18 protein-coding genes and 1 tRNA gene are annotated in these 21,775 nt (G+C 61.0%); 5 read left to right on the forward strand and 14 right to left on the reverse strand.

Annotated features, from left to right (window positions below; genetic code table 11):
• Nucleotides 1–107 precede the first annotated feature (107 nt).
• The 8 genes from iscX to QM649_RS10940 form a co-directional block, all read right to left on the reverse strand.
• A complete protein-coding gene (iscX, locus tag QM649_RS10905) occupies nt 108–326 on the reverse strand; it encodes a Fe-S cluster assembly protein IscX (RefSeq protein ID WP_415199070.1) in 219 nt (72 codons plus the stop codon).
• Between the two features lie 34 nt (nt 327–360).
• Nucleotides 361–807 carry a 2Fe-2S iron-sulfur cluster-binding protein gene (locus QM649_RS10910; protein ID WP_415199071.1) on the reverse strand — a complete coding sequence of 149 codons (447 nt, stop codon included), beginning with the start codon at nt 805–807 and terminating at the stop codon, nt 361–363.
• A 14-nt stretch (nt 808–821) separates the two neighbouring features.
• Nucleotides 822–2,711: a molecular chaperone DnaK gene (dnaK, locus tag QM649_RS10915; RefSeq protein ID WP_415199125.1), complete on the reverse strand. Its 1,890-nt coding sequence runs from the start codon at nt 2,709–2,711 to the stop codon at nt 822–824.
• A gap of 171 nt (nt 2,712–2,882) precedes the next feature.
• On the reverse strand, nt 2,883–3,590 hold the full coding sequence (gene hscB / locus QM649_RS10920; RefSeq protein WP_415199072.1) for a Fe-S protein assembly co-chaperone HscB: 708 nt from the start codon (nt 3,588–3,590) through the stop codon (nt 2,883–2,885).
• Nucleotides 3,591–3,633: 43 nt separating this feature from the next.
• Nucleotides 3,634–4,014, reverse strand: a complete 381-nt coding sequence (locus tag QM649_RS10925; RefSeq protein WP_415199073.1) for a HesB/IscA family protein — start codon at nt 4,012–4,014, stop codon at nt 3,634–3,636.
• Nucleotides 4,015–4,128: 114 nt separating this feature from the next.
• Nucleotides 4,129–4,551, reverse strand: a complete 423-nt coding sequence (gene iscU, locus QM649_RS10930) for a Fe-S cluster assembly scaffold IscU (protein ID WP_415199074.1) — start codon at nt 4,549–4,551, stop codon at nt 4,129–4,131.
• Between the two features lie 57 nt (nt 4,552–4,608).
• Nucleotides 4,609–5,865 carry an IscS subfamily cysteine desulfurase gene (locus QM649_RS10935; RefSeq protein ID WP_415199075.1) on the reverse strand — a complete coding sequence of 419 codons (1,257 nt, stop codon included), beginning with the start codon at nt 5,863–5,865 and terminating at the stop codon, nt 4,609–4,611.
• Nucleotides 5,866–5,909: 44 nt separating this feature from the next.
• Complete coding sequence (locus QM649_RS10940; RefSeq protein WP_415199076.1) at nt 5,910–6,365, reverse strand: RrF2 family transcriptional regulator; 456 nt, start codon at nt 6,363–6,365, stop codon at nt 5,910–5,912.
• 184 nt (nt 6,366–6,549) lie between these two features.
• Here QM649_RS10940 and QM649_RS10945 point away from each other — a divergent pair, with 184 nt between their 5' ends.
• Complete coding sequence (locus QM649_RS10945; RefSeq protein ID WP_415199077.1) at nt 6,550–6,708, forward strand: hypothetical protein; 159 nt, start codon at nt 6,550–6,552, stop codon at nt 6,706–6,708.
• 15 nt (nt 6,709–6,723) lie between these two features.
• On the opposite strand, the gene QM649_RS10950 is transcribed toward QM649_RS10945, so the two are convergent.
• Nucleotides 6,724–7,287, reverse strand: coding sequence for a CDP-alcohol phosphatidyltransferase family protein (locus QM649_RS10950; protein ID WP_415199078.1), 564 nt, complete (start codon nt 7,285–7,287; stop codon nt 6,724–6,726).
• A 281-nt stretch (nt 7,288–7,568) separates the two neighbouring features.
• On the opposite strand from QM649_RS10950, the gene QM649_RS10955 reads away from it, so the two are divergent.
• Nucleotides 7,569–7,645, forward strand: a tRNA-Val gene (locus QM649_RS10955).
• 110 nt (nt 7,646–7,755) lie between these two features.
• Here QM649_RS10955 and QM649_RS10960 read toward each other — a convergent pair.
• Nucleotides 7,756–8,391 (reverse strand): hypothetical protein, encoded by a 636-nt coding sequence (locus tag QM649_RS10960; RefSeq protein WP_415199079.1) that lies wholly within the window; start codon nt 8,389–8,391, stop codon nt 7,756–7,758.
• Between the two features lie 892 nt (nt 8,392–9,283).
• On the opposite strand from QM649_RS10960, the gene QM649_RS10965 reads away from it, so the two are divergent.
• A complete protein-coding gene (locus tag QM649_RS10965; protein ID WP_415199080.1) occupies nt 9,284–12,853 on the forward strand; it encodes a carboxypeptidase regulatory-like domain-containing protein in 3,570 nt (1,189 codons plus the stop codon).
• 185 nt (nt 12,854–13,038) lie between these two features.
• Nucleotides 13,039–15,471 carry an ABC transporter permease gene (locus tag QM649_RS10970; protein WP_415199081.1) on the forward strand — a complete coding sequence of 811 codons (2,433 nt, stop codon included), beginning with the start codon at nt 13,039–13,041 and terminating at the stop codon, nt 15,469–15,471.
• Nucleotides 15,472–15,546: 75 nt separating this feature from the next.
• Here the strand turns inward: QM649_RS10970 and QM649_RS10975 are convergent, their stop codons facing one another.
• The 4 genes from QM649_RS10975 to QM649_RS10990 all read right to left on the reverse strand — a co-directional run bounded on the left by QM649_RS10975 (nt 15,547) and on the right by QM649_RS10990 (nt 19,155).
• Nucleotides 15,547–16,125 carry a carboxymuconolactone decarboxylase family protein gene (locus QM649_RS10975; RefSeq protein ID WP_415199082.1) on the reverse strand — a complete coding sequence of 193 codons (579 nt, stop codon included), beginning with the start codon at nt 16,123–16,125 and terminating at the stop codon, nt 15,547–15,549.
• A gap of 34 nt (nt 16,126–16,159) precedes the next feature.
• Nucleotides 16,160–16,723: a carboxymuconolactone decarboxylase family protein gene (locus QM649_RS10980; protein ID WP_415199083.1), complete on the reverse strand. Its 564-nt coding sequence runs from the start codon at nt 16,721–16,723 to the stop codon at nt 16,160–16,162.
• A gap of 93 nt (nt 16,724–16,816) precedes the next feature.
• Nucleotides 16,817–18,106 carry an MFS transporter gene (locus QM649_RS10985; protein ID WP_415199084.1) on the reverse strand — a complete coding sequence of 430 codons (1,290 nt, stop codon included), beginning with the start codon at nt 18,104–18,106 and terminating at the stop codon, nt 16,817–16,819.
• The gene (locus QM649_RS10990) at nt 18,103–19,155 is read right to left on the reverse strand and encodes a 4Fe-4S dicluster domain-containing protein (RefSeq protein ID WP_415199085.1); all 1,053 of its coding nucleotides are present in this window, start codon (nt 19,153–19,155) and stop codon (nt 18,103–18,105) included. The genes QM649_RS10985 and QM649_RS10990 overlap by 4 nt, the downstream gene beginning before the upstream one ends.
• Nucleotides 19,156–19,294: 139 nt before the next feature.
• On the opposite strand from QM649_RS10990, the gene QM649_RS10995 reads away from it, so the two are divergent.
• Nucleotides 19,295–21,754 carry a TIM-barrel domain-containing protein gene (locus QM649_RS10995; RefSeq protein ID WP_415199086.1) on the forward strand — a complete coding sequence of 820 codons (2,460 nt, stop codon included), beginning with the start codon at nt 19,295–19,297 and terminating at the stop codon, nt 21,752–21,754.
• Nucleotides 21,755–21,775: the final 21 nt, after the last annotated feature.

Raw genomic sequence — 21,775 nt, forward strand, 5'->3', positions numbered from 1 at the left:
GAAGCATCTGTAACCGTATGACGTACAAATGCCGCTGCCTGCTTCTTTTCGACATGAAGCAGGCAGCGGCAGAGTGGAGCTAAAAGCTAAGGGCTAGCGGCTAAAAGCTACTCTGCCGCGTCCTTGAACTCTTCGTACCAGGCCATCTGGATGGCCTCGAGCTTTCCTTCATTCGACTTCGCCGGATCATCAGCAAAGCCTTCGAGACCGACCACGTACTTATGCAGGTCGGTAAAGCGGACGGTGAGCGGGTCGAGCTCCGGATACTTCTCCTGCAGCTGGATGCCGATCTCTTCGGCATCGCTCCACATGATCTCGCGCGGCATGGTGTCTCCTTGCGGTTGCGGCGACGGGGTCGCGTTAGCTCTTGGGCTGCTCGGGCGAATTGCTGAGCGCCAGCGGCTTGCCTTCGGAAACGTAATTGCGGTTCCAGCTCGGAATCTCGACGACATAGGCGCCCGGCTTGGTGATGACAGCCTGGCAGCCGAGGCGCGAGTTCAGCTCGAGCCCGGGAGCCATGTCGAGACGGTCGAGCTCATCATCGTCGGCCTCGCTGATGCCTGTCGCGCCATCCTTCACAAGGATGTGGCACGTCGTGCAGGCGCAGGCGCCGCCGCAGGCGTGATCGAGGAAAATGCCATAGTTCTCGGCCACATCGAGAAACGACATCGGCTTGCCGTGATGGTCATACGGCATCGTGCCGAATTCAAATTCGATGGTCTTGCCTTCCGGCAGGAAGGTGACGCGCACCATGTTCGGCGCGGGCGGCTTGCTCAGATCGATTTCCTGGTTCTTCTGTTCGCTCATGCTGATCTCGATTCCTACTTGCTTGATTCCCGGTTGCTTGACTCTTTGATATCCGCAGGCGCAAAGGGATGAGGCGCCGTCGGTCCCTGCCCGAGCGACTCACCGGCTGACTCCATGGTCTGCCCGCCGATGGCCGAAGCCACGGCGTTGTCCATCATCAACTCGGCGATGCGGCGCGTCGCAGCGTCGAGCGCGTACGTCCCCTCGCGCAGAGCCTTCAGGTCTTCGCCTTCCTTTAACTTCGCAAGCTTCTCGGAGAGCGAAGCAATCTGCGCATGCTCTTCCGCAGTCAGCTGCTGCCATGCGGGATTCGACTTCGCCTTCTCGATTGCAGTCAGGATCGTATCCGCCTCGTTGCGTGCTTCGATCAGCTGGCGCTGCTGAATATCCTGCTCCGCATAGTCGAAAGACTCGAGGATCATCGTCTCGACCTGCTCATCGGTGAGGCCATAGGTCGGCTTCACTTCGATCTCCGCGGCCTGTCCGCTTCTCTGCTCACGAGCCGACACATGCAGGATGCCGTTCGCATCGATGAGGAACTTCACCTCGATGCGCGGCAGACCGGCCGACATCGGCGGAATGCCCTTCAGATCGAAGCGCGCCAGCGAGCGGCAGTCTTTCGCAAGCTCGCGCTCGCCCTGCAGCACATGGATAGCGACGTTGGTCTGCCCATCGACGCCGGTGGTGAAGTGCTCGGTCGCCGAAGCTGGGATTGTCGAGTTGCGCTGGATGATCTTCGCCACCACGCCGCCAAGCGCCTCGATGCCAAGCGACAACGGCGTCACATCGAGCAGCAGCATGTCCGCAGTAGCCGCCGAACCGCCCTCAAGAATATTCGCCTGCACCGCAGCGCCGAGCGCGACGACCTCATCAGGGTTCAGCTCGATGTGCGGCTTTTTGCCGCGCGCTTCCAGATGGAAGAGTTCGCTGGTGAGCTGGCGCACGAGAGGAATACGCGTCGAGCCGCCGACCAGCACGACCTCATCGATCTGCTCCGGCGTTACGCCTGCATCCTTGAGAGCCTGGCGGCACGGACCGATGGTGCGGTCGATGACCGGGCGGATGAGCTGCTCGAACTGCTCACGCGTGATCTCGCGCTGGTACGGCGTGCCACCGGACAACGTCACATCCAGCCTTGCCGTATCGGCAGAGGACAACGCAATCTTCGCTTCGATCACAGACTTGCGGATCGCCTGGATCGCCTCGGCATGGCCTCTCAGGTCGAGACCCAGTTCGCCGCGGATGTCATCGAGCGCAATGGCGATCAGCAGGTTGTCGATGTCGTCGCCGCCGAGATGCGTATCGCCATTGGTCGCGATAACCTCGAAGATCCCCTCGTGCAGCTTGAGGATCGACACATCGAAGGTACCGCCGCCGAGGTCATAGACCGCAACCACGCCTTCTTTCTGGCGATCGAGTCCATACGCCAGCGCCGCAGCCGTGGGCTCGTTCACCAGGCGCAGAATCTCAAGACCTGCGATGCGGCCTGCGTCTTTCGTGGCCTGACGCTGCGCATCATTGAAGTACGCGGGCACAGTCACCACAGCCTTGGTCACCGGAGCGCCGAAGTAGCGCTCGGCATTCTTCTTGAGCTGGCGCAGCACGTAAGCCGAAATCTCGGGCGGCGTGAACTGCTGTTCTCCAAGCTGGATGCGCAGCACTTCGCCGGGCTGGATGTCTGCGGCAAGCGCAAACGGGAAGAGCTTCAGCTCTTCCTGCACGTCTTCCAAACCGCGGCCCATCAGGCGCTTCGCGGAATAAATCACCTTCTCCGGCGTGGAAGCAAGATACTTGTGCGCCGGGTTGCCGATCACAATAGTGCGGGGCTCGGGAATCGCCACGACGGAAGGCACGAGGTTCGAACCGTCTTCACCGGGGATGACAACAGGTTTCTCACCCTGCATGAAGGCGACGAGCGAGTTCGTGGTGCCGAGATCGATACCGACGATGCGGTTCGGAGCGTTGCCGGGCTGGTCGCTGATTTGGGTCAGGTTCACAGGGCTGCTCCCGCAGTATAGGCATGGCGGCCATTACGCCGCGAAAAATGAAAAGTCAAAGCCATGGATTCCTCTGGTTTATGCCTCAAGCACGTCATGAACATCACGCACGAGGTTACGGAGATAACGGCGGCGATCGAGCACAGCGACCATCGCATCCTTCGCCTGCTGCTGCCCGGCCGCATCAGCAGCATCGAGCGCGGCGTCCCACTTCGTCCACTGCGCGGCAAGCTGGGCGTCGGAGTCGGCAAGCTGAGCCTCGAACTGCACGCGAGCCTTTTCAAGATCGGCGCGTGTCTGCGGATCGTCCTCGCCCATCTTCTTCGCCATGCGCATCTCTTCGAGCTGCATGTTCAGCTCGAAGACCTCTTCAAGAAGATCGGGGGGAATGCGGGAGTCCTTGGGAGCATTGCCTTCGCTCCTGCCGGCCTCAATCTCCACGCCTTCAAGCTTCAGCAGGTACTCGGTGCGCGTGACAGGATTCTTCAATGCACGATAGGCATCGTTCAGCAGCGAGGTCTGCTCAAGGCTCCACTGCTGTTCGTCCGCGGAAGCCTGCGCGTAGACATCCGGATGCAGGCGGCGGCTCAGCTTGTAGAAGGACTTTTCGAGGGCGGAGACATCGAGATGGAGCTTGCGGGGCAGCGAGAAAACGGCGAAGTAGTCGACGCTCGCAGCAGGCGGCTGTACCTTGCCGCAGGTAGGGCAGAAGCTCTGCCCGGGCGCAACAGAGGCGCCGCATGCCCAGCAGGCGGCGCTTACGGATTGAATCTCAGCAGTCGGCATCGTTCCGGGATGGTTCTCAAAACCGGCTCGTCGCCGGGTGGTTTCAGGCAGAGAAAGACGACCCGCACCCGCAGGACTTCGACGAGTTCGGGTTGATGAAGTTGAAGCCCTGGCGCATCAGCGTCTCCTCGTAGTCGAGGATCATGCCATGCAGATAGATGAACGACTTCGGATCGACGAAGACACGCACATCCCCGAACGTGTACACGCGATCGCGTTCACGGGGCTGAGAGTCGAAACGAATGTTGTAGGAAAGCCCCGAGCAGCCACCACCGGTGATCCCCAGGCGCAGACCACCCTCGGCGGGCGAAATGCCCTCCTTGGCCATGGCCACGCGAATGCGCGCTACGGCGCGCTCGGTCACCTGGATGCCCTTCTGTTGGGCGTTATTGGCGTTCAGAACCTGCAGTTGTTCGGTGCTCATCGGCGTAATTCCTGAATGAAAATGCTCGAAAACCTGAGCCGCTAGAAGCGCGTGGCGCGGAGAGCGGCCGGCGTTGCCACCGGGAGCTCATCCGCGCCATTGCCGTGCTTCGATTTAGTGAGCGGCGACCGCCGGAGCCTCGGCTCCCTCGGCAACACCGTTCTTCTTCTTCCAGTCGCCGATGGCAGCGCGGATAGCGTCCTCGGCCAGCACCGAGCAATGGATCTTCACCGGGGGAAGCGCGAGTTCCTTCACGATGTCGGTGTTCTTGATCTGGAGCGCTTCCTCGACCGTCTTGCCCTTCACCCACTCGGTGGCGAGCGAGGAGGAGGCGATGGCCGAACCGCAGCCGAAGGTCTTGAACTTGGCTTCCTCGATGACCTGGGTCTCAGGGTTCACCTTGATCTGCAGACGCATGACGTCGCCGCACTCGGGGGCGCCGACGAGGCCGGTACCGACTTCGTCGCTGGCCTTGTCGAGCTGGCCTACGTTACGGGGATTGTTGTAGTGGTCAATGACCTTATCGCTATATGCCATGAGAATTCTCCTTATGAACCTGCCCGATAAACCTGCCCAGAATCAATAACTTCCGGACTAGTGTGCCGTCCATTCGATCTTGGTAAGGTCGATGCCCTCTTTCACCATCTCATACAGCGGTGAAAGCTCGCGCAGTTTCTGCACGACGTCGATCAGCTTGTCGGCCACGTAATCCACTTCAGCCTGGGTATTGAAGCGGCCAAGTCCGAAACGGATCGAGCTGTGGGCGACATCATCACCCAGGCCCAGAGCCTTCAGTACATAAGATGGCTCAAGCGTCGCAGAGGTGCAGGCAGATCCGCTCGAAACCGCAATATCGTTGATACCCATGAGCAGCGACTCGCCTTCGACGTAAACGAAGCTCATGTTCAGGCTGCCCGGAAGACGGTGCTCCATCGAGCCGTTGACGTGAATATGATCGAGCGCGCCCTCGAACTTCGCCTTCAGGTGGTCGCGCAGGGCGATCAGACGCTTGGTCTCCGCTTCCATCTCTTCGCCGGCCAGTTCACAGGCCTTGCCCAGGCCGACGATGCCGGGAACGTTCAGCGTGCCCGAACGCATACCGCGCTCATGGCCGCCACCGTTGATCTGCTCAGCGATCTGGACGCGGGGATTACGGCGGCGAACATACAGAGCGCCGACACCCTTGGGGCCGTAAATCTTGTGGCCGGAGAGCGAGAGCACGTCGATGTTCATGGCCTGCACGTTGACCGGGATCTTGCCTACCGCCTGCACACCGTCAGTGTGGAAGAGGATGCCCTTCTCGTGGCAGAGCTTGCCGATCTCGGCGACCGGCTGGATCACGCCGATCTCGTTGTTGGCAAACATGATCGAGACCAGGATGGTCTTGTCGTCGATCGCCCGCTTCAGGTCTTCGATGTCGATGAGGCCGTCGGCCTTCACCGGCAGATAGGTCACGCGGTAACCCGACTTCTCGAGGCGCTTACAGGTATCGAGGACAGCCTTGTGCTCGGTCACCTGGGTGATGATGTGGTTGCCGCGCTCGCGGTACATCTCCGCGATGCCCTTGATGGCCAGGTTGTTCGACTCGGTCGCGCCCGAGGTAAAGATGATTTCCTTGGCCGTCGCACCGATCAGCTTGGCCACCTGCTCGCGCGCCTTCTCCACGGCCGCTTCGGCTTCCCAGCCAAAGGAGTGGTTACGGCTGGCGGCATTGCCATAGATGGTGGTGAAGTACGGCATCATCGCCTCCAGGACCCGCGGATCGAGCGGGGTGGTGGCGTGATTATCCATATAGATAGGGAGGTGTACACCCTCGGGGACGCTGACGGTATCGTTCTGGGAAGTGCTCATCGTATCTCCTGCTGCTCTCTGCTGCGCCTGGCTTTGTCCGGCTCTTACGCTCGGCTGGTACGAATCGAAACCAGCTGCTGCGCTGCCGGATTGTGGCTCGAGTCCACCAGGTCCGAAATTCTGATGTTCTTGAGCACGTCGGAGATGCTGTCATTCACGCGTGCCAGAGGTTCTTTGATGGTGCAGCTGCTCGTAAGGTCGCAGGAACCGCTATCCGTCACGCAGGAAGTGATGAAAAGGGGGCCATCGATGGCCCGGATCACTTCAAAAGCGGTGATATCGGTGGCGCGGCGGGAAAGGGTATAGCCGCCGTTCATTCCAGCGTGCGAGCGGAGCAGCCCTTCGCGGGTAAGTTTTTGAAGGATCTTGGCCAGCAGCTGCGGCGGAATATGGTAAGCCTCAGCGATATCCTTGGCGCTGAGAGACACCGCATCCTCATGCTCGGCGATAAACTTCAGCGCCATAAGCCCGTAATCGGCCTTCTTGGTTAATCTCAGCATATGGGGTCCCGGTCCCTGACGGTACTCTTCAGTATAGGTCCGCAACCGTCCGAATTCAATCGCAAGCCACCCCGAAACGCATCCTCTTCATCCTACGGGTTGAAGAAAGCCATTTGACAGAACGGCGAAGCTCGGTACAATCGTGGCGATATCGTCTACTCCTCACCATTACACACCCGAAAAAATGGAAACACCCTGCAAACACCCCAAGGTGCGCGTGGTAGCGCGCGAAGAGGATGTCGAGTATGTCGAGTGTCAGGACTGCGGCGAAGTCTTTGACTCGAATGAATTCCGCGATATGGCCATCGAAGAGGCCGTCGAGGAAGAAGAGGAAGAGTCCTGAGCAGAGATATCTGTCTTAAGAAGCCGTGCTCTCGGCCGGGCTGAGGCGCTTCGCGATCTGCCAGGCGTAGTGGAAGCCGGAGATCACGGTGAAGGCTACCGTGGCCTCGAGCGACCCATGCCTGAGCCAGAGGATGAACGGCGGCGCATAGAACATGCTCAGCAGCACGGTCACCAGTGCGAGGATCTGCGCCAGGGTGTTTGCCTTGCCGAAGATGCTCGGCCGGAAATTCCGCATGCCTACGCTGGCATAAAGGATGGCCGCCACCATCACAATGCCCAGGTCGCGCCCGAAGACGAGCACCGTCACCCGCCGCGAGATGAGCCCTTCATGGTTCAGCACCAGGAAGAGTGTGCTCAGCAGCAGCTTGTCGGCCACCGGGTCCAGATACTGGCCCAGCACCGTGCGCTGCTCGAGCAGGCGTGCAAGCAGACCGTCCAGGCCGTCCGAAACGCCGGCCAGGACGAACAGCACAAAAGCTGTCGGGTAATGATGGTCGAGAATCGCCAGAACGAGGAACGGGACTGCGCAAAGGCGCAGGAGTGTCAGCAGGTTCGGCGCGGCGCGCAGTTCTTTCATCGCATGATGTCTTAGCAGCCTTCCGGCGGGCCGGGCGGGCAATCGTTAATAAACGTTGATAGTATCCCAGCCGCTCCCCCCACGGCACGATACGAACAGCGAACGGTCCCGAGGCACAGCCCAGCAGAGACAATGCTTCGCGAAAGGCGCCCGCATTTCGCCCAGCCGGCCTCCATACGAAGCCGCGCCCCGGGCAAAAGTGAATGCCTTCAACAGCTTTCTCCATCCGGAACAAGCCAGGATCCGGAAAACTTGCTATAGTAGGAAAGTCACCACAACGCAGGCGCGTAGCTCAGTTGGTTAGAGCGCTACCTTGACACGGTAGAGGTCGTTGGTTCGAATCCAATCGTGCCTACCATTTCCCACATACAATCTTACGTTTTAGGTCTGGGACCGTCCCTTTGCCCGTCGGATTGCGCGCGAAGGCAGGGGCAGCTGTCTGTTTTTGACGGGCGATCGTTCTTTCCGTCACCACGTGAGACTCTGCAGCACCTGCGGAGGGCTGGGATCGCCGTTCAGCAGATCCGTGGCAAGCACCACCTCGAAGTTCTTTCTGCGCGAATCGATGTGCGCCAGCCAGTTTGCGAAGTACGTATTCTGCGAGAGAAATTCCGCCGCGGCGGCCGTCCCGTTCTTTCCGATACCCGCTACGATGACCACGTGCTGCTGGATGTCCGTATCGAAAAATCCAGCCACGATGGCATAATCCCGTGCTTCCCTCGCCGGCTCGACAAATGGATTGAAACCCCAGCGAACATCCTTATGCTGATGGTTGAAGATCCATCCCGTGTGATTCGCATCGGACTCCAGCGTGTAAGGAAGCTTCCTGGTGAGGCGCAGCGTCCACGGGTTATCCAGCCCGCCGATGAGGAGCACCGGTCCCTGCTCGATCTCTTCGATGGTCGTGATGCGAGCGGCCTGAAAGGTGTATCGCCGATGGCGCAGGATCAGCGGTTCCACTAGCTCTTCGAAGCTCGAGATATCCCGCATCGGCACCATGTCCGCAGCTCCGGCCTGCGAGGCGATCGAGTTTCCGGCTGCATCGCTCTCGTCCTGACTCGAGAAGTTCCGACTCCCTTCCGCGGGATGAGTTCCCATCACCACCAGTACCGGGTTCTCCCCGCTGAACAACGGAGCCCAGCAATACGAAGTGGCATCGACCTTTGACCGGGCAGCCCGCAGCAGCAACAGACCGGCGCATGCGAAGAAGAGTAACGCCGCGCATACGAGCAGGCTGCGTCCTCTTGGCGTGAAACAAATCCAACGCAACCATCGGCGGCTGATGTTAAGGGATGTGGGTTTTTCGTAGATAGGATGGAAAGAAAACGGTTTCTGTTCTTCTAACTTCGCCGGTTCACCCAGTGGATAAGTCAAGATATCTTCACCTTGCTCCACTTCGGTGAAAATCGGCATATAAGAGCCGATCGGTAATTCGATCCTCAGTTCGTCCTGATGCTCGCGCGTCTCATAATATCGCGCGAGCCGCTTTCGGATCTCTCCCGCGGTCACCCGTACGATCGGGTCTGCCGCCGTATCGTAATCGCGCGGACGATCGAAGACATCCGCACCGATCAATCTTTCCTTCAGCACTCCCTCATGACCGTCCAGCGCATGAAGCACAACATAGCGAAGGAAAATCGGATAGCGCCTGCTGTTCCGGAAATGCACACTGCACAGGATCTTCTCCAACTGATCGAGAACGGCCTGCTCTTTCGGATCTCTGCATTCTGCTTGCGTCTCATCCCAGGCAGTAGCAGATGACTCAGCGTTTGGGGGCATAGTTATACACCTGAGAATCGGACCTTCCTGAACCGCCACGGATTATACGCACATTTACCTGACTTTTACCTCCCCATTTACATGGAGAATTTACTTCGCTTAGCGCTGACACACGTAGCTTTAACCGTAAGAACCTTGCCGTATCTCAGAGTCCGCCCGTATGGTTTGCGACCGAGCTTCTTCTTATAGAAGAAGCGATACGAGGAGGAAATCCTTCATGCAGCAACCTTTTTGGAGCCAGTACACTCGACGCATCCTGAATGAGGTGTGGCATAGCCGCATCCTGGTTTTAGGACTTATCTTCTTTTTCAGCCTGATCCCGCAGGCCAGGGCTCAGCTCACCACTGCTGATATCACAGGCGTTGTAACTGACCCCCAGGGCAACGTCCTTCCCGGGGCGACTGTTACGCTCACCAGTCTCGCGACGCATGAATCCCGTCAGGTTACCGCTGACGCACAGGGAGCCTATCTCTTCTCCCTGCTGCTGCCCGGGCACTACTCCATCCGCGTGGAAGCAACCGGCTTCCGCACCTTCAGCATTCCCGATTTAGGAGTGGAAGCCGGTGACCGCGGCCGTGCCGACGCGAAGATGGTCGTCGGCGCCGCATCAGAAACCGTGCAGGTAACCGCGGCAACACCGCTGCTTCAGGCCGACAACGCTACCGTAAGTTCCAGCGTGACAGCGGGCGCCGTCGTCGATCTTCCATTGAACGGCCGTAACTTCATCCAGGAAGTGCAGCTGGTGCCCGGCGCGAACGAGGGACCCGGTAACGGCCTCACCAGCGGCCAGCGTCCGGACGACCGCCGCTCTACAAATGGACTATCGGTAAACGGGCAGGACGACGTTCTCAACAACGAGATCATCGATGGTATCGATAACAACGAGCGCATCATCGGCAGCATCGGTGTAAAGCCTTCCGTCGATGCCATCCAGGAAATCTCCGTCCAGACCAACAACTATGCGCCGGAGATCGGACGCACGGCCGGCGGCGTCATCGATGTCATCACCAAATCCGGATCGAACGCCTTCCACGGATCGCTCTTCGAGTTCTTCCGCAACGATGTTCTCGACGCACGCTCCTACTTCGCGACCACATCGTCGATTCCGCAAAAGCCTGAGTTACGCCAGAATCAGTTCGGTGGCTCGCTGGGCGGTCCTATCTTCCGCAATAAAACCTTCTTCTTTGGTTCGTATGAAGGATTCCGCCTCGTGCAGGCGATCAATCCCTACACCAGCACCGTTCCGGACGCCACGAACTTCGACAGTATTAACAGCATCGGAGGCTCGTCTCCCACGAATCTGATCAATGCCGCCATCGCCGACGGCGCACTGCCTGCGGTGAATCCCACGCCGGGAAGCGGAGGCACGTATACCGTCGACCCCATCGCCCTGAATTACCTCAAGCTCTTCCCTGCCCCGAATGCCGCCGGCACCAATAGTGGCGTGACAAATAACTATGTATCCGGCGGCAACAAGACGCAGTACAGCACCACGGTCGATGCCCGCGTGGATCACAGCTTCAACACGAATAATCAGCTCTATGCCCGGTTCACTTACAACAACGTCTCCAGCTTCAACCCTGCACAGCTGCCTGTAGGAGGCCCGAATGCCATCTCCGGCGTCATCCCCGGCGGCGGACGCTACAACTTTTCCGGCGACGCGGCCGATGTGGCCTACGGCTATCAGCTGAACTTCACGCATATCTTCACTCCGCACCTGATTCTCGAACTCAAGGCTGGCTACACGCGCATCAACAATCTCTCTACGCCGCTCAACTATGGAGTCAACGCGGCAACCGAGTTCGGTTTCCCCTCAGGAACGAACAACTTCAACAACTATTCAAGCGGCCTGACGGTCGCCGGCATCAGCAACTATGAAGATCTCGGTGACGGCGCGTACGTACCTCTTCAGGACATCGACAACACCTTCCAGTACGCCGGCAATGTCTCCTACACCGTCGGCCCCCACAACATGAAGATGGGCGCGAGCCTCATCCGCCGCCAGGCGCGTAACGTGCAGAGTGCCTCGGCCGTGGGTGCATACAGCTTCGGTCTCAGCACGGACACCTCCGGCTATTCCGTCACCGATCAGAACACCAACGTGCTGGCGTCGATGCTCATCGGCGCGTTCACCAGCCCGACGCGCATCTACAACCTCGACCCGCCGGACTATCGCGCCTGGGAGCCGAGCGTGTACTGGCAGGATTTCTGGAAGCCATGGTCGAATGTCACCATCGTCTATGGCGCACGGTATGACGTTTTCACGCCATTCACCGATGCGCACAATCACATCTCGAACTTCAACTGGCCGCTGGCGCAGACCCTGTCAGCGTCTAATATCGACTCCGCGCTCGAGGTGGCGAATTACAACGGCGCCTCCGCGACTGCGGGCGTTGCCACCGACTACTCCAATTTCGCTCCGCGCATCGGCTTCGCTGTGACCGTCAAGCCAGGCACAGTGGTCCGCGGCGGCTTCGGCATGAGCTACTTCCCCGGCAACTACACCTCCAACGCCGATCTCAAAAACGTGCCCTGGGTCTCCGCATACCAGCCCAGCTGCGAATCGACGCTTGCCTACTACATCATCTCCAGCCATGGCGCCTCGGCCACTCCGGTATGCGGAACCGACAGCCAGGGCAGCACCGGCACCCAGACACTATCGCAAGGCCTTCCTATTCCGACTGCGCCGTTCGTCGCAGGCCAGGCGCCGAACCTTGCGTCTATCTCGGGACTGAGCTTCGTCGCTGAGAATCCGAAGCTGCGGCAGGGAGTAGTGTACCAGTACAACCTGCTCGTGGAGCGCCAGATCGGCGCGGCAGTCGCCACCATCGGCTACGTGGGCGAGGTCGGAAACCATCAACCGGAGGTGCTGAACAACATCAACCTCCCCAGCCCTGCCGGTCCGGCCGCGGCTGCGTCGCAAACCTACATCCTCTCTTCCGTGCTGCCGAATGTCGCAACCGTCGGCTACTACGACAGCGAAGGTGTATCCGCCTATAACGCGCTGCAGGCTTCACTCGAGCAGCGCCTGAGTCACGGCTTCACTCTGAATGCAAACTACACCTGGTCCCATGTTCTGGATGACTTCAGTGGGCTCAGCGAAGAAGGCGATCAGGGTTACGGCAACGCCGATCCGCACAACCTGCGCAAGACCGAGTACGGCAACGGCGACAACGACATCCGGAACCGCTTCGTGCTGCAGAGCACCTATGCGATTCCCTATGGCCAGAACCTCAACGGTTTCCGGAAGCAGGTCCTCGGCGGCTGGCAGTTCAACGAGATTTTCGCCATCCAGAGCGGCAAGGACTTCTCGGTTGAGAACTCGACCGCGGGCGGCTGCGTCGTGCCCACAGGCTACGCCGCTGCCACTACCGGCAACTGCGCGCATCCCTACAGCGGCCCGGAGATCGGCTCGCCCGGCAACGACCGCCCCGACATCATCGCTCCCTTCCACATCCACAGCCCCGGACGGGCCGAGTGGTTCAACACCTCGGCCTTCGAGGGGCAGACAATCGGCACGGTCAGCAACCAGGAGCGCAACCAGCTCTACGGCCCGGCCTTCCGGCACGTGGACATCTCCCTCTTCAAGAACTTCCCCATCCACGAATCGCTCAACCTGCAGTTCCGCGCCGAGTTCTTCAACCTGACGAACACGGTGAGCCTGTTCATGCCGAATAACAACAGCGGAGACGCGCAGCTCGGCAATGGAAGCTTCGGCCAACTGACCAACGTCGACCCCAACTACACCCCCAGACAGATACAGTTCGCCCTGCGAGCCACCTTCTAGCCTGAACGAACCCATAGACACCGACGCCACGGTCTCAGGACCGTGGCGTCGGCGTTTGTGCGGCGAAAAATAGCTCGGCACTCCGCAATATCTCCGCCACCAACGGAACTCCTGGCCGAAAGCTGACGTACTCAAGATTTAGGCCCGGAAGCGACTCATCCCAATCCATCGTTGAGGGAGCAGGCATGGTCTCCGATCTGAAACTTGCGTGGCGTCAGCTGAGGAAGTCCCCCGGATTTGCCATCACCGCCATACTCACGCTGGCGCTCGCCATCGGCGCAAACGCCATCGTCTTCAGCGTGTTGAACGCGCTGGTCCTGCGTCCGCTCAACGTGCCGCACTCGGAAAACCTCTTCATGGTCGAGCGCGGAACGGGAGCCAACACCTCACCCTCGCAGTCCTATCCCGACTACCGTGACCTACGCGACCGCAACCGTAGCTTCGACCAGCTGGTGAGTTACAGTATTCCGGGCGGTATCGGGCTCGACACCGGCAGCGGCAGCCCTCTCGTGGTGTGGCCTTACATGGTGTCGGGGAATTATTTCGATGCGCTGGGCGTTCAGCCCTATCTCGGCCGCTTTATCCATGCATCGGAAGAGCACGGCAAGAACAGCGTGCAGGAGATCGTCCTCAGCTACGCGCTCTGGCACAGCTATTTCCACGGCGACCCCGGCATCCTGGGCCGCACCGTTCAACTGAACAAGCATCCCTTCACCATCGTTGGCGTGGCTGCGCAGAGCTTCCGCGGCACGGAGCTCTTCTTTGCGCCCGACATCTGGGCGCCCCTCGTCGACCAGCCAGAGATCGGCGACTGGGACCCGCTTGAGAATCGCGGCGACCACTATGCGTGGACGATAGGCCACCTCAGGCCCGGGGTCACTGCGGAGGCTGGTGCCGCCGATCTCAACACCATCGCTGCCTCCCTGGCCAAAGAGCATCCGAAAGAGGATGACGGGCTGAAGCTCGCGCTTTCGCATCCGGGACTGGTCGGCAACACGCTGGGCCAGCCAACGCGCGCCTTCATGTCCGGCCTCATGCTGCTGGCCGGCCTGATCCTGCTCGCCGCCTGCGCGAATCTCGGCAGCCTGTTTGCGGCGCGCGCCGCCGACCGCTCGCGCGAGATCGCCGTGCGCATGGCGCTGGGCTCGCGCGTGCAGCTGATCCTCCGCCAGCTGCTCACCGAGGCTGTCGTGATTTCGCTCATCGGCGGCGCTGTCGGCATGGTCGGAGCTGTCACGCTGCTGCGCCTGCTGAGCACCTGGCGTCCCATCCCCAATATCCCGATCAATGTGCCGGTGAATCCGGACGCGATGACCTACGCACTTGCAATCGGACTTGCCATCTTCAGCGGCCTGCTCTTCGGCATCGTGCCGGTGCGGCAGGTATTGCGCAGCGATCCATGGCAGGTCATCCGCTCCGGCGGAGCGACTACCAGCGGCGGCCGGCGTCTGACCGTGCGCGATGTCCTGCTCGGCCTGCAGATCGCCATCTGCGCCGTTCTCGTTACCTCTTCACTGGTAGCCGTCCGCGGGCTCGCCCGTTCGCTCGAAAGCAGTTACGGCATTCAACCGGCGAACGTCATGTTGGCCAAGGTCGACCTGAAGATGGCCGGCTATGAGCGCGACCAGTGGGTGCCGATGCAGAAGAAGATGATCGAGGCTGCGGCGGCCATTCCCGGCGTGACCGCCGTGGGCATTGCCGACAGGCTCCCGCTCAGCATCGGGGGAAGCGACTCCGATGTCTTTTATGACTCGACGACAGATTACCGGCGAACCAATACCGCGACGGATGCGCAGCAGTTCAACGTTTCGCCGGATTATTTCCGGGCCGCCGGAACTACCCTACTGGCCGGACGCATGCTGACCGTGAACGATGTGGATCCGAATCCCCTCGTCGCCGTCATCAACCGCCAGTTCGCAGTGAAGATCTTCGGCTCAGTACAGAAAGCCGTCGGCAGCCACTTCAAAGTCTGGGGAGGCGAGCGCGTACTGGTTGTCGGTGTCGTCGAAAACGGCAAATACGAGACGCTCACCGAGGATCAGAAGACCGCGATGTTCTTTTCCTTTCAGCAGCAGCGCGGTTCCGACACATGGCTGATCGTTCACTCACGGCGCGAGCCGCAGGAGACCGCCGCGGCGCTCTCGCGGGTCCTGCGCGGTCTTGACCCAACACTGCCGTTCGACATCCACACCTGGAACAGCGAGCTCGACTCGGCGCTCTTTGCCGCGCGTGTAGCAACCGTGGCTCTGGGCGTGATGGGAATCCTCGGCACCATGCTTGCGATCACCGGCATCTTCGGCATGGCTTCTTATACGGTGAGCAAGCGGCTGCGCGAACTCGGCATCCGCATCGCGCTTGGAGCCAACCAGAGGAAGGTGCTGGCAGCAGCGCTGGGCCGCTCTTTCCGGCTGCTGGCGATCGGCTCCCTCGCAGGACTCGTACTCGGCGTGATGGCCGCGCGCGTGCTCTCCTCGATCGTCTATCAGGCCACTCCGCGCGATCCCCTGATCCTGGCCGGCGTCCTGGTGACGATGCTCGCCATCGGGCTTGTTGCCACGTGGCTCCCGGCACGCCGCGCTCTGGCCGTCGATCCCATGATGCTTCTGCGCGAGCAATGAGGCAGGGGCAGCGAAACGATGCTGCCCCTGCACTCACACCTATTCAGACCTGTATCACGTATCTAGTTCACGTATTTAGACGTTCGCCGTCTCGCGCTCTTTCAATGCGCCGGCCTCGAGCCCGGGGTTGCGATAGCCCACCTCAGCCAGACGCTTGCCCATCTGCGTGTACATGCTTTGCTCTTCGGGCTGCCATGTTCCGAGGCCGTCGACATAACGGTTGTACATGCTGAAGGCAGCAGCGATCAGAACCGTGTCGTGAATCTCGAGATCAGTCGCCCCTTCTTTGCGTGCGGCTTCGATATCGGCCGGGGTCACCAGCTTGCCGTCCTGCTGCACCTTGCCTGCGATGTGTAGCAGCGTCTTGAGCTTCGCGCTGACAGGCGCCGTTTCAACATCGGCCTTGATCGCCTCGACGGCTTCGAAACCGCCAAGGTGGCTCGCCGCGGCGGCGCCATGGCTGGATGCGCAGAAGTGCGTGCGATTCCGCGAAGAAACGTAGGTGGCGATCAGCTCCCGCTCGCCGGGTGTGAGTGTACCGGGCTCGTGCAGCAGGATATGCGCCAACTCGCGCATGGGCTTGGACGTCTCCGGCCGATAGGCAAAGCCGGCCGCGATTCCGGGGATTCCTTCTGGTAATGCAATGTGTGGCATGACGGATCTCCTGGTGAAGATAGAACGGTAGAAGTTAGTTTTTCCGCGCGAGATATTCGGCGCTGGACGAGATATACCCATCGCGGGCCGTGCGCTTGCCGCGCTCGCGATAGAGGTCCGGATCGTTCGGCTGCTCGGTCCCCAGGCCGTCGACGTAGCGGTTATACATGCAGAATGCAGCGGCGATCAGGATCGTGTCGTGGATCTCGAGGTCGGTCGCACCTTCGTTCCGCGCAGCCGTCACATCTTCCTGTGTAACGAGCTTGCCGTCCTGCTGCACCTTGCCTGCAATCGTGAGCAGCGCCTTCAGCTTGGCGCTGATCTCCGCCTGGAGATAGTCGGTCTTCACCTGCTGCACCAGCGCCTCGTTCCCGCCGAGGTGGGCCGCCGCGATGGCGCCATGAACGTTGTGGCAGAAGGTGGTGCGGTTGCGATTCGACACGTGCGTCGCGATCAGTTCCCGCTCTCCCTTTGTCAGCGTGCTCGGCCCCGTCAACAGGATCTCCACCAGATCGTTCATGGGCCGCGCAGTCTCTGGCCGGAACGCCATCGCTCCGCGTATGCCGATATGCCCCGGGGGCAGCGCGATATGTGCCATTCGATTCCTCACATCCTTGAAGTAAATGCGCCGTTCATCATCGGCCTATCCGCCCAGGCGCGCCTCCACCTTCCGGTGGATTTTTGACACTGCTCAGGGCTCCTGGCCGGTGGCTGGAAGCGGCCACGACCCGGATAACGACGGATCGGCACCTTCCACGGCTGCCGATCCGGTCGGAACCAGCAACAGGCTGAACAGCGCCGCCAGCAGGGATACGCCTGCGAGACCTACGATGAAGACCGGCAAATACGCTCCGGCGCGATCGTAGAGGTGCCCCATCGTCATAGGGCCGGTAGCGCCTCCGATGGCATATGCCGTCCAGGTGAAGCCATAGAGCACCGAAAAATGCCTGCGTCCGAAGTAGCGCGAGAGCAGGTACGGACCCACGTCGGCCTCGCTGCCCAGCCCTATCCCCAGCAGCGTCGCGCCTGTAAGAGACACTGCTGGCGTTTTCGCGTAGGCAAGAATCAGGGTTCCGGCGGCGGAGAGCAGCAGGATGCAGGTCTGGATACGCTGCGCCGGGAAGCGATCGAGGAGATATCCGGAGCAGAGCCTGCCCACAATCCCCGCGCCTCCGCGCACGGACAACGCCAGCGCCGCAGCGGAGGCGGCGATGCCGTGCTCCGTGAGAATCGCCGAGAGATTGGTCACAAGGCCGTTCTCGCTAAAGGCCGAAAGCAGGATGATGATCGCCAGGATCCAGAACGGCCAGCTCCGCAGCGCCGCGCCGATCGTCGCTCCCGGCTCGACATGCTTCTCGATCTGTTGCGCCGGGGCCGGGCGGTTGCGCACCAGCAGCGCGGTCAGCGGAATGCCCAGCAGCGCGATGCTGCCCAGCATCAGGTATGCGCTTCGCCAGCCATGGTGCTGGATCACCCACTGTGTCAACGGCGGGATGATGAGCGCCCCCACGCCGCTGCCCGTAAGAATGAGCGCCAGCGCGAATCCCCGGCGGCGATCGAACCACGTAAGCACCGTGCGGGTGTAGGCAAACTGCGCGGTGCCGTTCGCCGCCAGTCCCAGCACGAAATAGGTCAGATAAAAGCGGCCGATGCCGGACCCCATCCGACTCAGAGAGGCCAGCGCTGCGGCAAAGAGAACGATGGCAGGCAGCAGGATGCGCCGTGGTGGAAAGCGGTCGAGCAGCAGGCCGATCGCGGGCGAGACCAGCGCGCACGTCATTGCGGCGAGCGCGAAGGCTCCGCTCATCGCCTCGCGCTTCCAGCCGAAAGATGCGTGCAGTGGATTGAGAAATAGGCTGAAGGTATAGGGAACGATGGGCGCAAAACTCACCATCACTCCGGCAAACGCAGCCGCAGTCACACCCCATCCGGCATAGTGGATCGAGCTTTCGCTCGCGGCCAGGGAAGACTCTTCGCTCATCGCTTCTGCCCGACTTCTTCCGACTCGGCCTGCTCCTTCTCACTCTGATCCAGCCGCCGCGCCATCGTTGCCAGCAGCTTTGGCCGCGCCGTCGGCCGCGTCCATGGGCACTCCGCTATGCAGATGCCGCACGAGGCCGCCTCCACAAAGAACGGAATGCACTTGTCGAAGTCCACGTACCAGCGCTCGACCCCGCGCACCATCTGCTTTTGCGGCGCGATCGCCGCCGGAGGGCAGGCGTTGGTGCAGACCTGGCAGTTCGCGCAAAAATCATCGGCGCCGAAGATGTCCCGGCCATCGGCGACCAGAGGCATATCCGTCGTAACGCCAGCCAGCCTGACGCCCGCGCCGAAGTGCCGGCTGATGAGAGACCCGTGCTTGCCGAGCTCGCCGAGCCCCGCCGCAATCGCCGGAGGAATCAGCGCGAGCGCGCCTGCGGAAGGCCCCGGATACGGATCGGCCTTATATCCCTGGGCGCGGATCCAGTTCGCGAGCGCATACGACGACCGTGTACCCTTCGCATACTGGTCCCCGACATCGCAGACGCCTACGCCGTTTGTCTCGTCGGATGGAACTTCCTTCAGCCGGTCATAGTTATGCGCCAGCCCCAGCACGATCACCCACGGCTCTTCGATGGTGTATCCCTCAAACACATAGAGAGGGTCCATCGCCGCAATTCCCACGTCATCCGCCTCATGCGTCAGCGCAAACCGTTTCAGCTCTTCCGAGAACTGCTGCGGCGTCGCTGCCGCACGCTCAGCCGCAACCGGAATCAGCTCCGGATAGCTGTATGCGGCCTGGAAGGCCGTTGCCGAGCCTGGGCATTTCCGAGAGTTCTCGCGCGCGACAACCTGCAGGCCGCCCCACGGATGCTTATCGGGCGGATGCCAGAAGAACGGCGAAGGACGGCGCACCTGCGTCTCTCCAAGGCCGTTGATCGCGTTTCCGGATGTCTTGAGCAGGGCCAGAGTCTCGGGCTTCGGCCGGTAGGTTCCGCGCCGGGGACGCCTCGGATTCGGAGGACTCGTCGCATTCGTTGGTGTGGTCACGTTTTCCGCCAAGGGTGGTTCGCGAGGCAGTATAAGGGTGAGCAGATTACCTCGGGTATCGATCAGAAGATGGAGACAAATCCCAACCTGCCGGGGTCCGCAGGTTGACGCCGCTTCTGCCGCCCCATTGAATAAGGGCATGTCGTCTATATTTCTCCCGGCGGGACGAGCGCTGCTTGCCGCTGCTTTCTTCTCTTCTGCCCTGGTAGCTGGCCACGCCCAGACCGTTCATCCCACGCCGAACGGCATGCAGGTGACCGGCAATGCATTCACCATTGAAGTCACCGCACTGCGCGACGACATCCTGCGTGTCCGCGAATGGCGCGAGGACCATCGCCCCGAAGACGCGTCCTGGGCCGTGCTCGCCGATCGCCGCGCCGCCCGCTCTTCGGTCACGGCGACGCCCCATGGCTTCCGCACCAAGTCGGTCGAGATCTCCGTCGATAACGAGATGCGCCTCACCGTCCGCGACCTCTCCGGCAACGTGCTGCAGCAGCAGGCCGAAGCACCCGTCTATGACGGCTCGAACTTCCGCCTCTATATGGACCTCGACAACGACGAGCACTTCTTTGGCCTCGGCGACAAGCCCGGCCCGCTCGACCGCCGCGGCATGAGCTTCGTCGACTGGAACACCGATATCGGCTGGTCCGAATCTACCGACCCGATCTACAAAAGCATCCCCTTCTTTTATTCGTGGCGCGCAGGCCGCGTACTCGGCGTGCTCTTCGATAACACCTGGCGCGCCAGCTTCGACTTCGGCAAGGACCGCGAGCACGAGTACAGCTTCGGCTCCGTCAACGGCCCCATCGATTACTACCTGATGTATGGCCCGTCGCCTGCGCAAGTCACCGAGGACTACGCGTGGCTCACCGGCAATACGCCTATGCCGCCCAAGTGGACGCTCGGCTATCAGCAGTCGCGCTTCTCCTATGTGCCCGAGTCGAACGTGCTCGACATCGCGAAGCACCTGCGCGACGACAAGTTTCCCGTCGACGGCATCGACCTCGACATCGACTACCAGCAGAACCACCGGCCCTTCACCGTCGACCGCCAGAAGTTCCCATCCTTCGAGCAGATGATCCAGCAGCTGAAGGACGAGAACATCCACGTCGTCGCCATCACCGATCTGCACATCGCCAGCCTGCCCAACGCCGGCTACAAGCCTTACGACGAAGGCGAGGCGCAGAACCGCTTCATCAAGATGCCGAACGGCAAGGACTTCGTCGGCTGGGTGTGGCCCGGCAACACCGTCTTCCCCGACTACTCCGCCGCGGACACGCGCGCATGGTGGGGCACACTCTACACCGAGTTCGCGAAGGAAGGCATCGCCGGCTTCTGGAACGATATGAACGAGCCTTCGGTCTTCAACACGCCGAATAAGACGATCCCCGACGAAGCGCTCGAAAATATTCGCGGCGACCAGGACTTTGGCTTCAAAGATCGCGTCACCAACCATCTCGAGATTCATAACATCCTCGGCATGCTACAGACCGAAGGTACCTATGAAGGTCTGAAGACGCTGCGCCCGAACGAGCGCCCCTTTGTGCTCACCCGCGCCAGCTATGCCGGCGGCCAGCGCTACGCCGCCACGTGGACTGGCGACAACAGCTCGACCTGGAATCACCTGCGCCTGACCACACCGACGCTCGAGAATCTCGGCCTGAGCGGCTTCGCCATGGCCGGTGCCGATGTCGGCGGCTTCCTCGGCTCACCGCAGATGGATCTGCTCACCAAGTGGTTCGAGGTCGGCGCCTTCCAGACCATCGATCGCGACCACACCGTGGATACCAGCAAGCCGCAGGAACCCTGGGTCGGCGGCGGCACGCATGAAGCCATCCGTCGCCGTTATGTCGAAACGCGCTACGAGCTGATGCCCTACCTCTACACGACGGTCAAGACCATGTCGCAGACCGGTCTTCCTGTGGTCCGTCCGCTCTTCCTCGACTTCCCCAACGATGCAGCCGACCATCACCCCATCGATCTCGATGCACCCGGCCAGTTTATGTTTGGCGCGGATCTGCTCGTCGCGCCGCCACGCTTTCCTGAAGAGACAGACGACTATCCGGTCATCTTCCCGAAGGGCATCTGGTACGACTACTGGACCGGGGCGCGCATCGAGAAACTTAACGACGCAACCAATCCCGTCACCATCACACCCACGCTCGAAGTCCTGCCCGTATACGCGCGCGGCGGCTCCATCATTCCCGAGCAGCCGCTTACGCAAAGCACCGTGGAGAAGCCGAACGGCCCGCTCACGCTACGTGTCTATCCCGACGCGGAGAAGGCCTGTGCCGGCACCGTCTATGACGACGACGGCATCTCCTACGACTTTGAGCATGGCGCGTCGCTCCGTATGGAGGCGAAATGCACAGCTACGCCCGACGGCCTCACGGTGAGCATCGGCGCGCACCAGGGCAGCTATCCAGCCTGGTGGCGCGAGGTACAGCTCGAGGTATACGGATTCCCGAATCGCCCGAAGGCGCAGTCCGCGGGACAGGATCTGGAAGTGAGACAGGCGCCCACACGGAGCGCATGGCAGATCACCATCCCCGACGACGGCAAGGGTGCGGAGATCCACATCGTGACAAGCGGATCGTAGTCCACCGTTTCACAAAAACAG

The organism is Silvibacterium sp. (assembly GCF_047605705.1).
GTDB lineage: Bacteria > Acidobacteriota > Terriglobia > Terriglobales > Acidobacteriaceae > Silvibacterium.

Coding starts and splice junctions, on each gene's coding strand:
- iscX (WP_415199070.1), bottom strand. CDS start 326: ATGCCGCGCGAGATCATGTGGAGCGATGCCGAAGAGATCGGCATCCAG.
- QM649_RS10910 (WP_415199071.1), bottom strand. CDS start 807: ATGAGCGAACAGAAGAACCAGGAAATCGATCTGAGCAAGCCGCCCGCG.
- dnaK (WP_415199125.1), bottom strand. CDS start 2,711: ATGCAGGGTGAGAAACCTGTTGTCATCCCCGGTGAAGACGGTTCGAAC.
- hscB (WP_415199072.1), bottom strand. CDS start 3,590: ATGCCGACTGCTGAGATTCAATCCGTAAGCGCCGCCTGCTGGGCATGC.
- QM649_RS10925 (WP_415199073.1), bottom strand. CDS start 4,014: ATGAGCACCGAACAACTGCAGGTTCTGAACGCCAATAACGCCCAACAG.
- iscU (WP_415199074.1), bottom strand. CDS start 4,551: ATGGCATATAGCGATAAGGTCATTGACCACTACAACAATCCCCGTAAC.
- QM649_RS10935 (WP_415199075.1), bottom strand. CDS start 5,865: ATGAGCACTTCCCAGAACGATACCGTCAGCGTCCCCGAGGGTGTACAC.
- QM649_RS10940 (WP_415199076.1), bottom strand. CDS start 6,365: ATGCTGAGATTAACCAAGAAGGCCGATTACGGGCTTATGGCGCTGAAG.
- QM649_RS10945 (WP_415199077.1), top strand. CDS start 6,550: ATGGAAACACCCTGCAAACACCCCAAGGTGCGCGTGGTAGCGCGCGAA.
- QM649_RS10950 (WP_415199078.1), bottom strand. CDS start 7,287: ATGAAAGAACTGCGCGCCGCGCCGAACCTGCTGACACTCCTGCGCCTT.
- QM649_RS10965 (WP_415199080.1), top strand. CDS start 9,284: ATGCAGCAACCTTTTTGGAGCCAGTACACTCGACGCATCCTGAATGAG.
- QM649_RS10970 (WP_415199081.1), top strand. CDS start 13,039: ATGGTCTCCGATCTGAAACTTGCGTGGCGTCAGCTGAGGAAGTCCCCC.
- QM649_RS10975 (WP_415199082.1), bottom strand. CDS start 16,125: ATGCCACACATTGCATTACCAGAAGGAATCCCCGGAATCGCGGCCGGC.
- QM649_RS10980 (WP_415199083.1), bottom strand. CDS start 16,723: ATGGCACATATCGCGCTGCCCCCGGGGCATATCGGCATACGCGGAGCG.
- QM649_RS10985 (WP_415199084.1), bottom strand. CDS start 18,106: ATGAGCGAAGAGTCTTCCCTGGCCGCGAGCGAAAGCTCGATCCACTAT.
- QM649_RS10995 (WP_415199086.1), top strand. CDS start 19,295: ATGTCGTCTATATTTCTCCCGGCGGGACGAGCGCTGCTTGCCGCTGCT.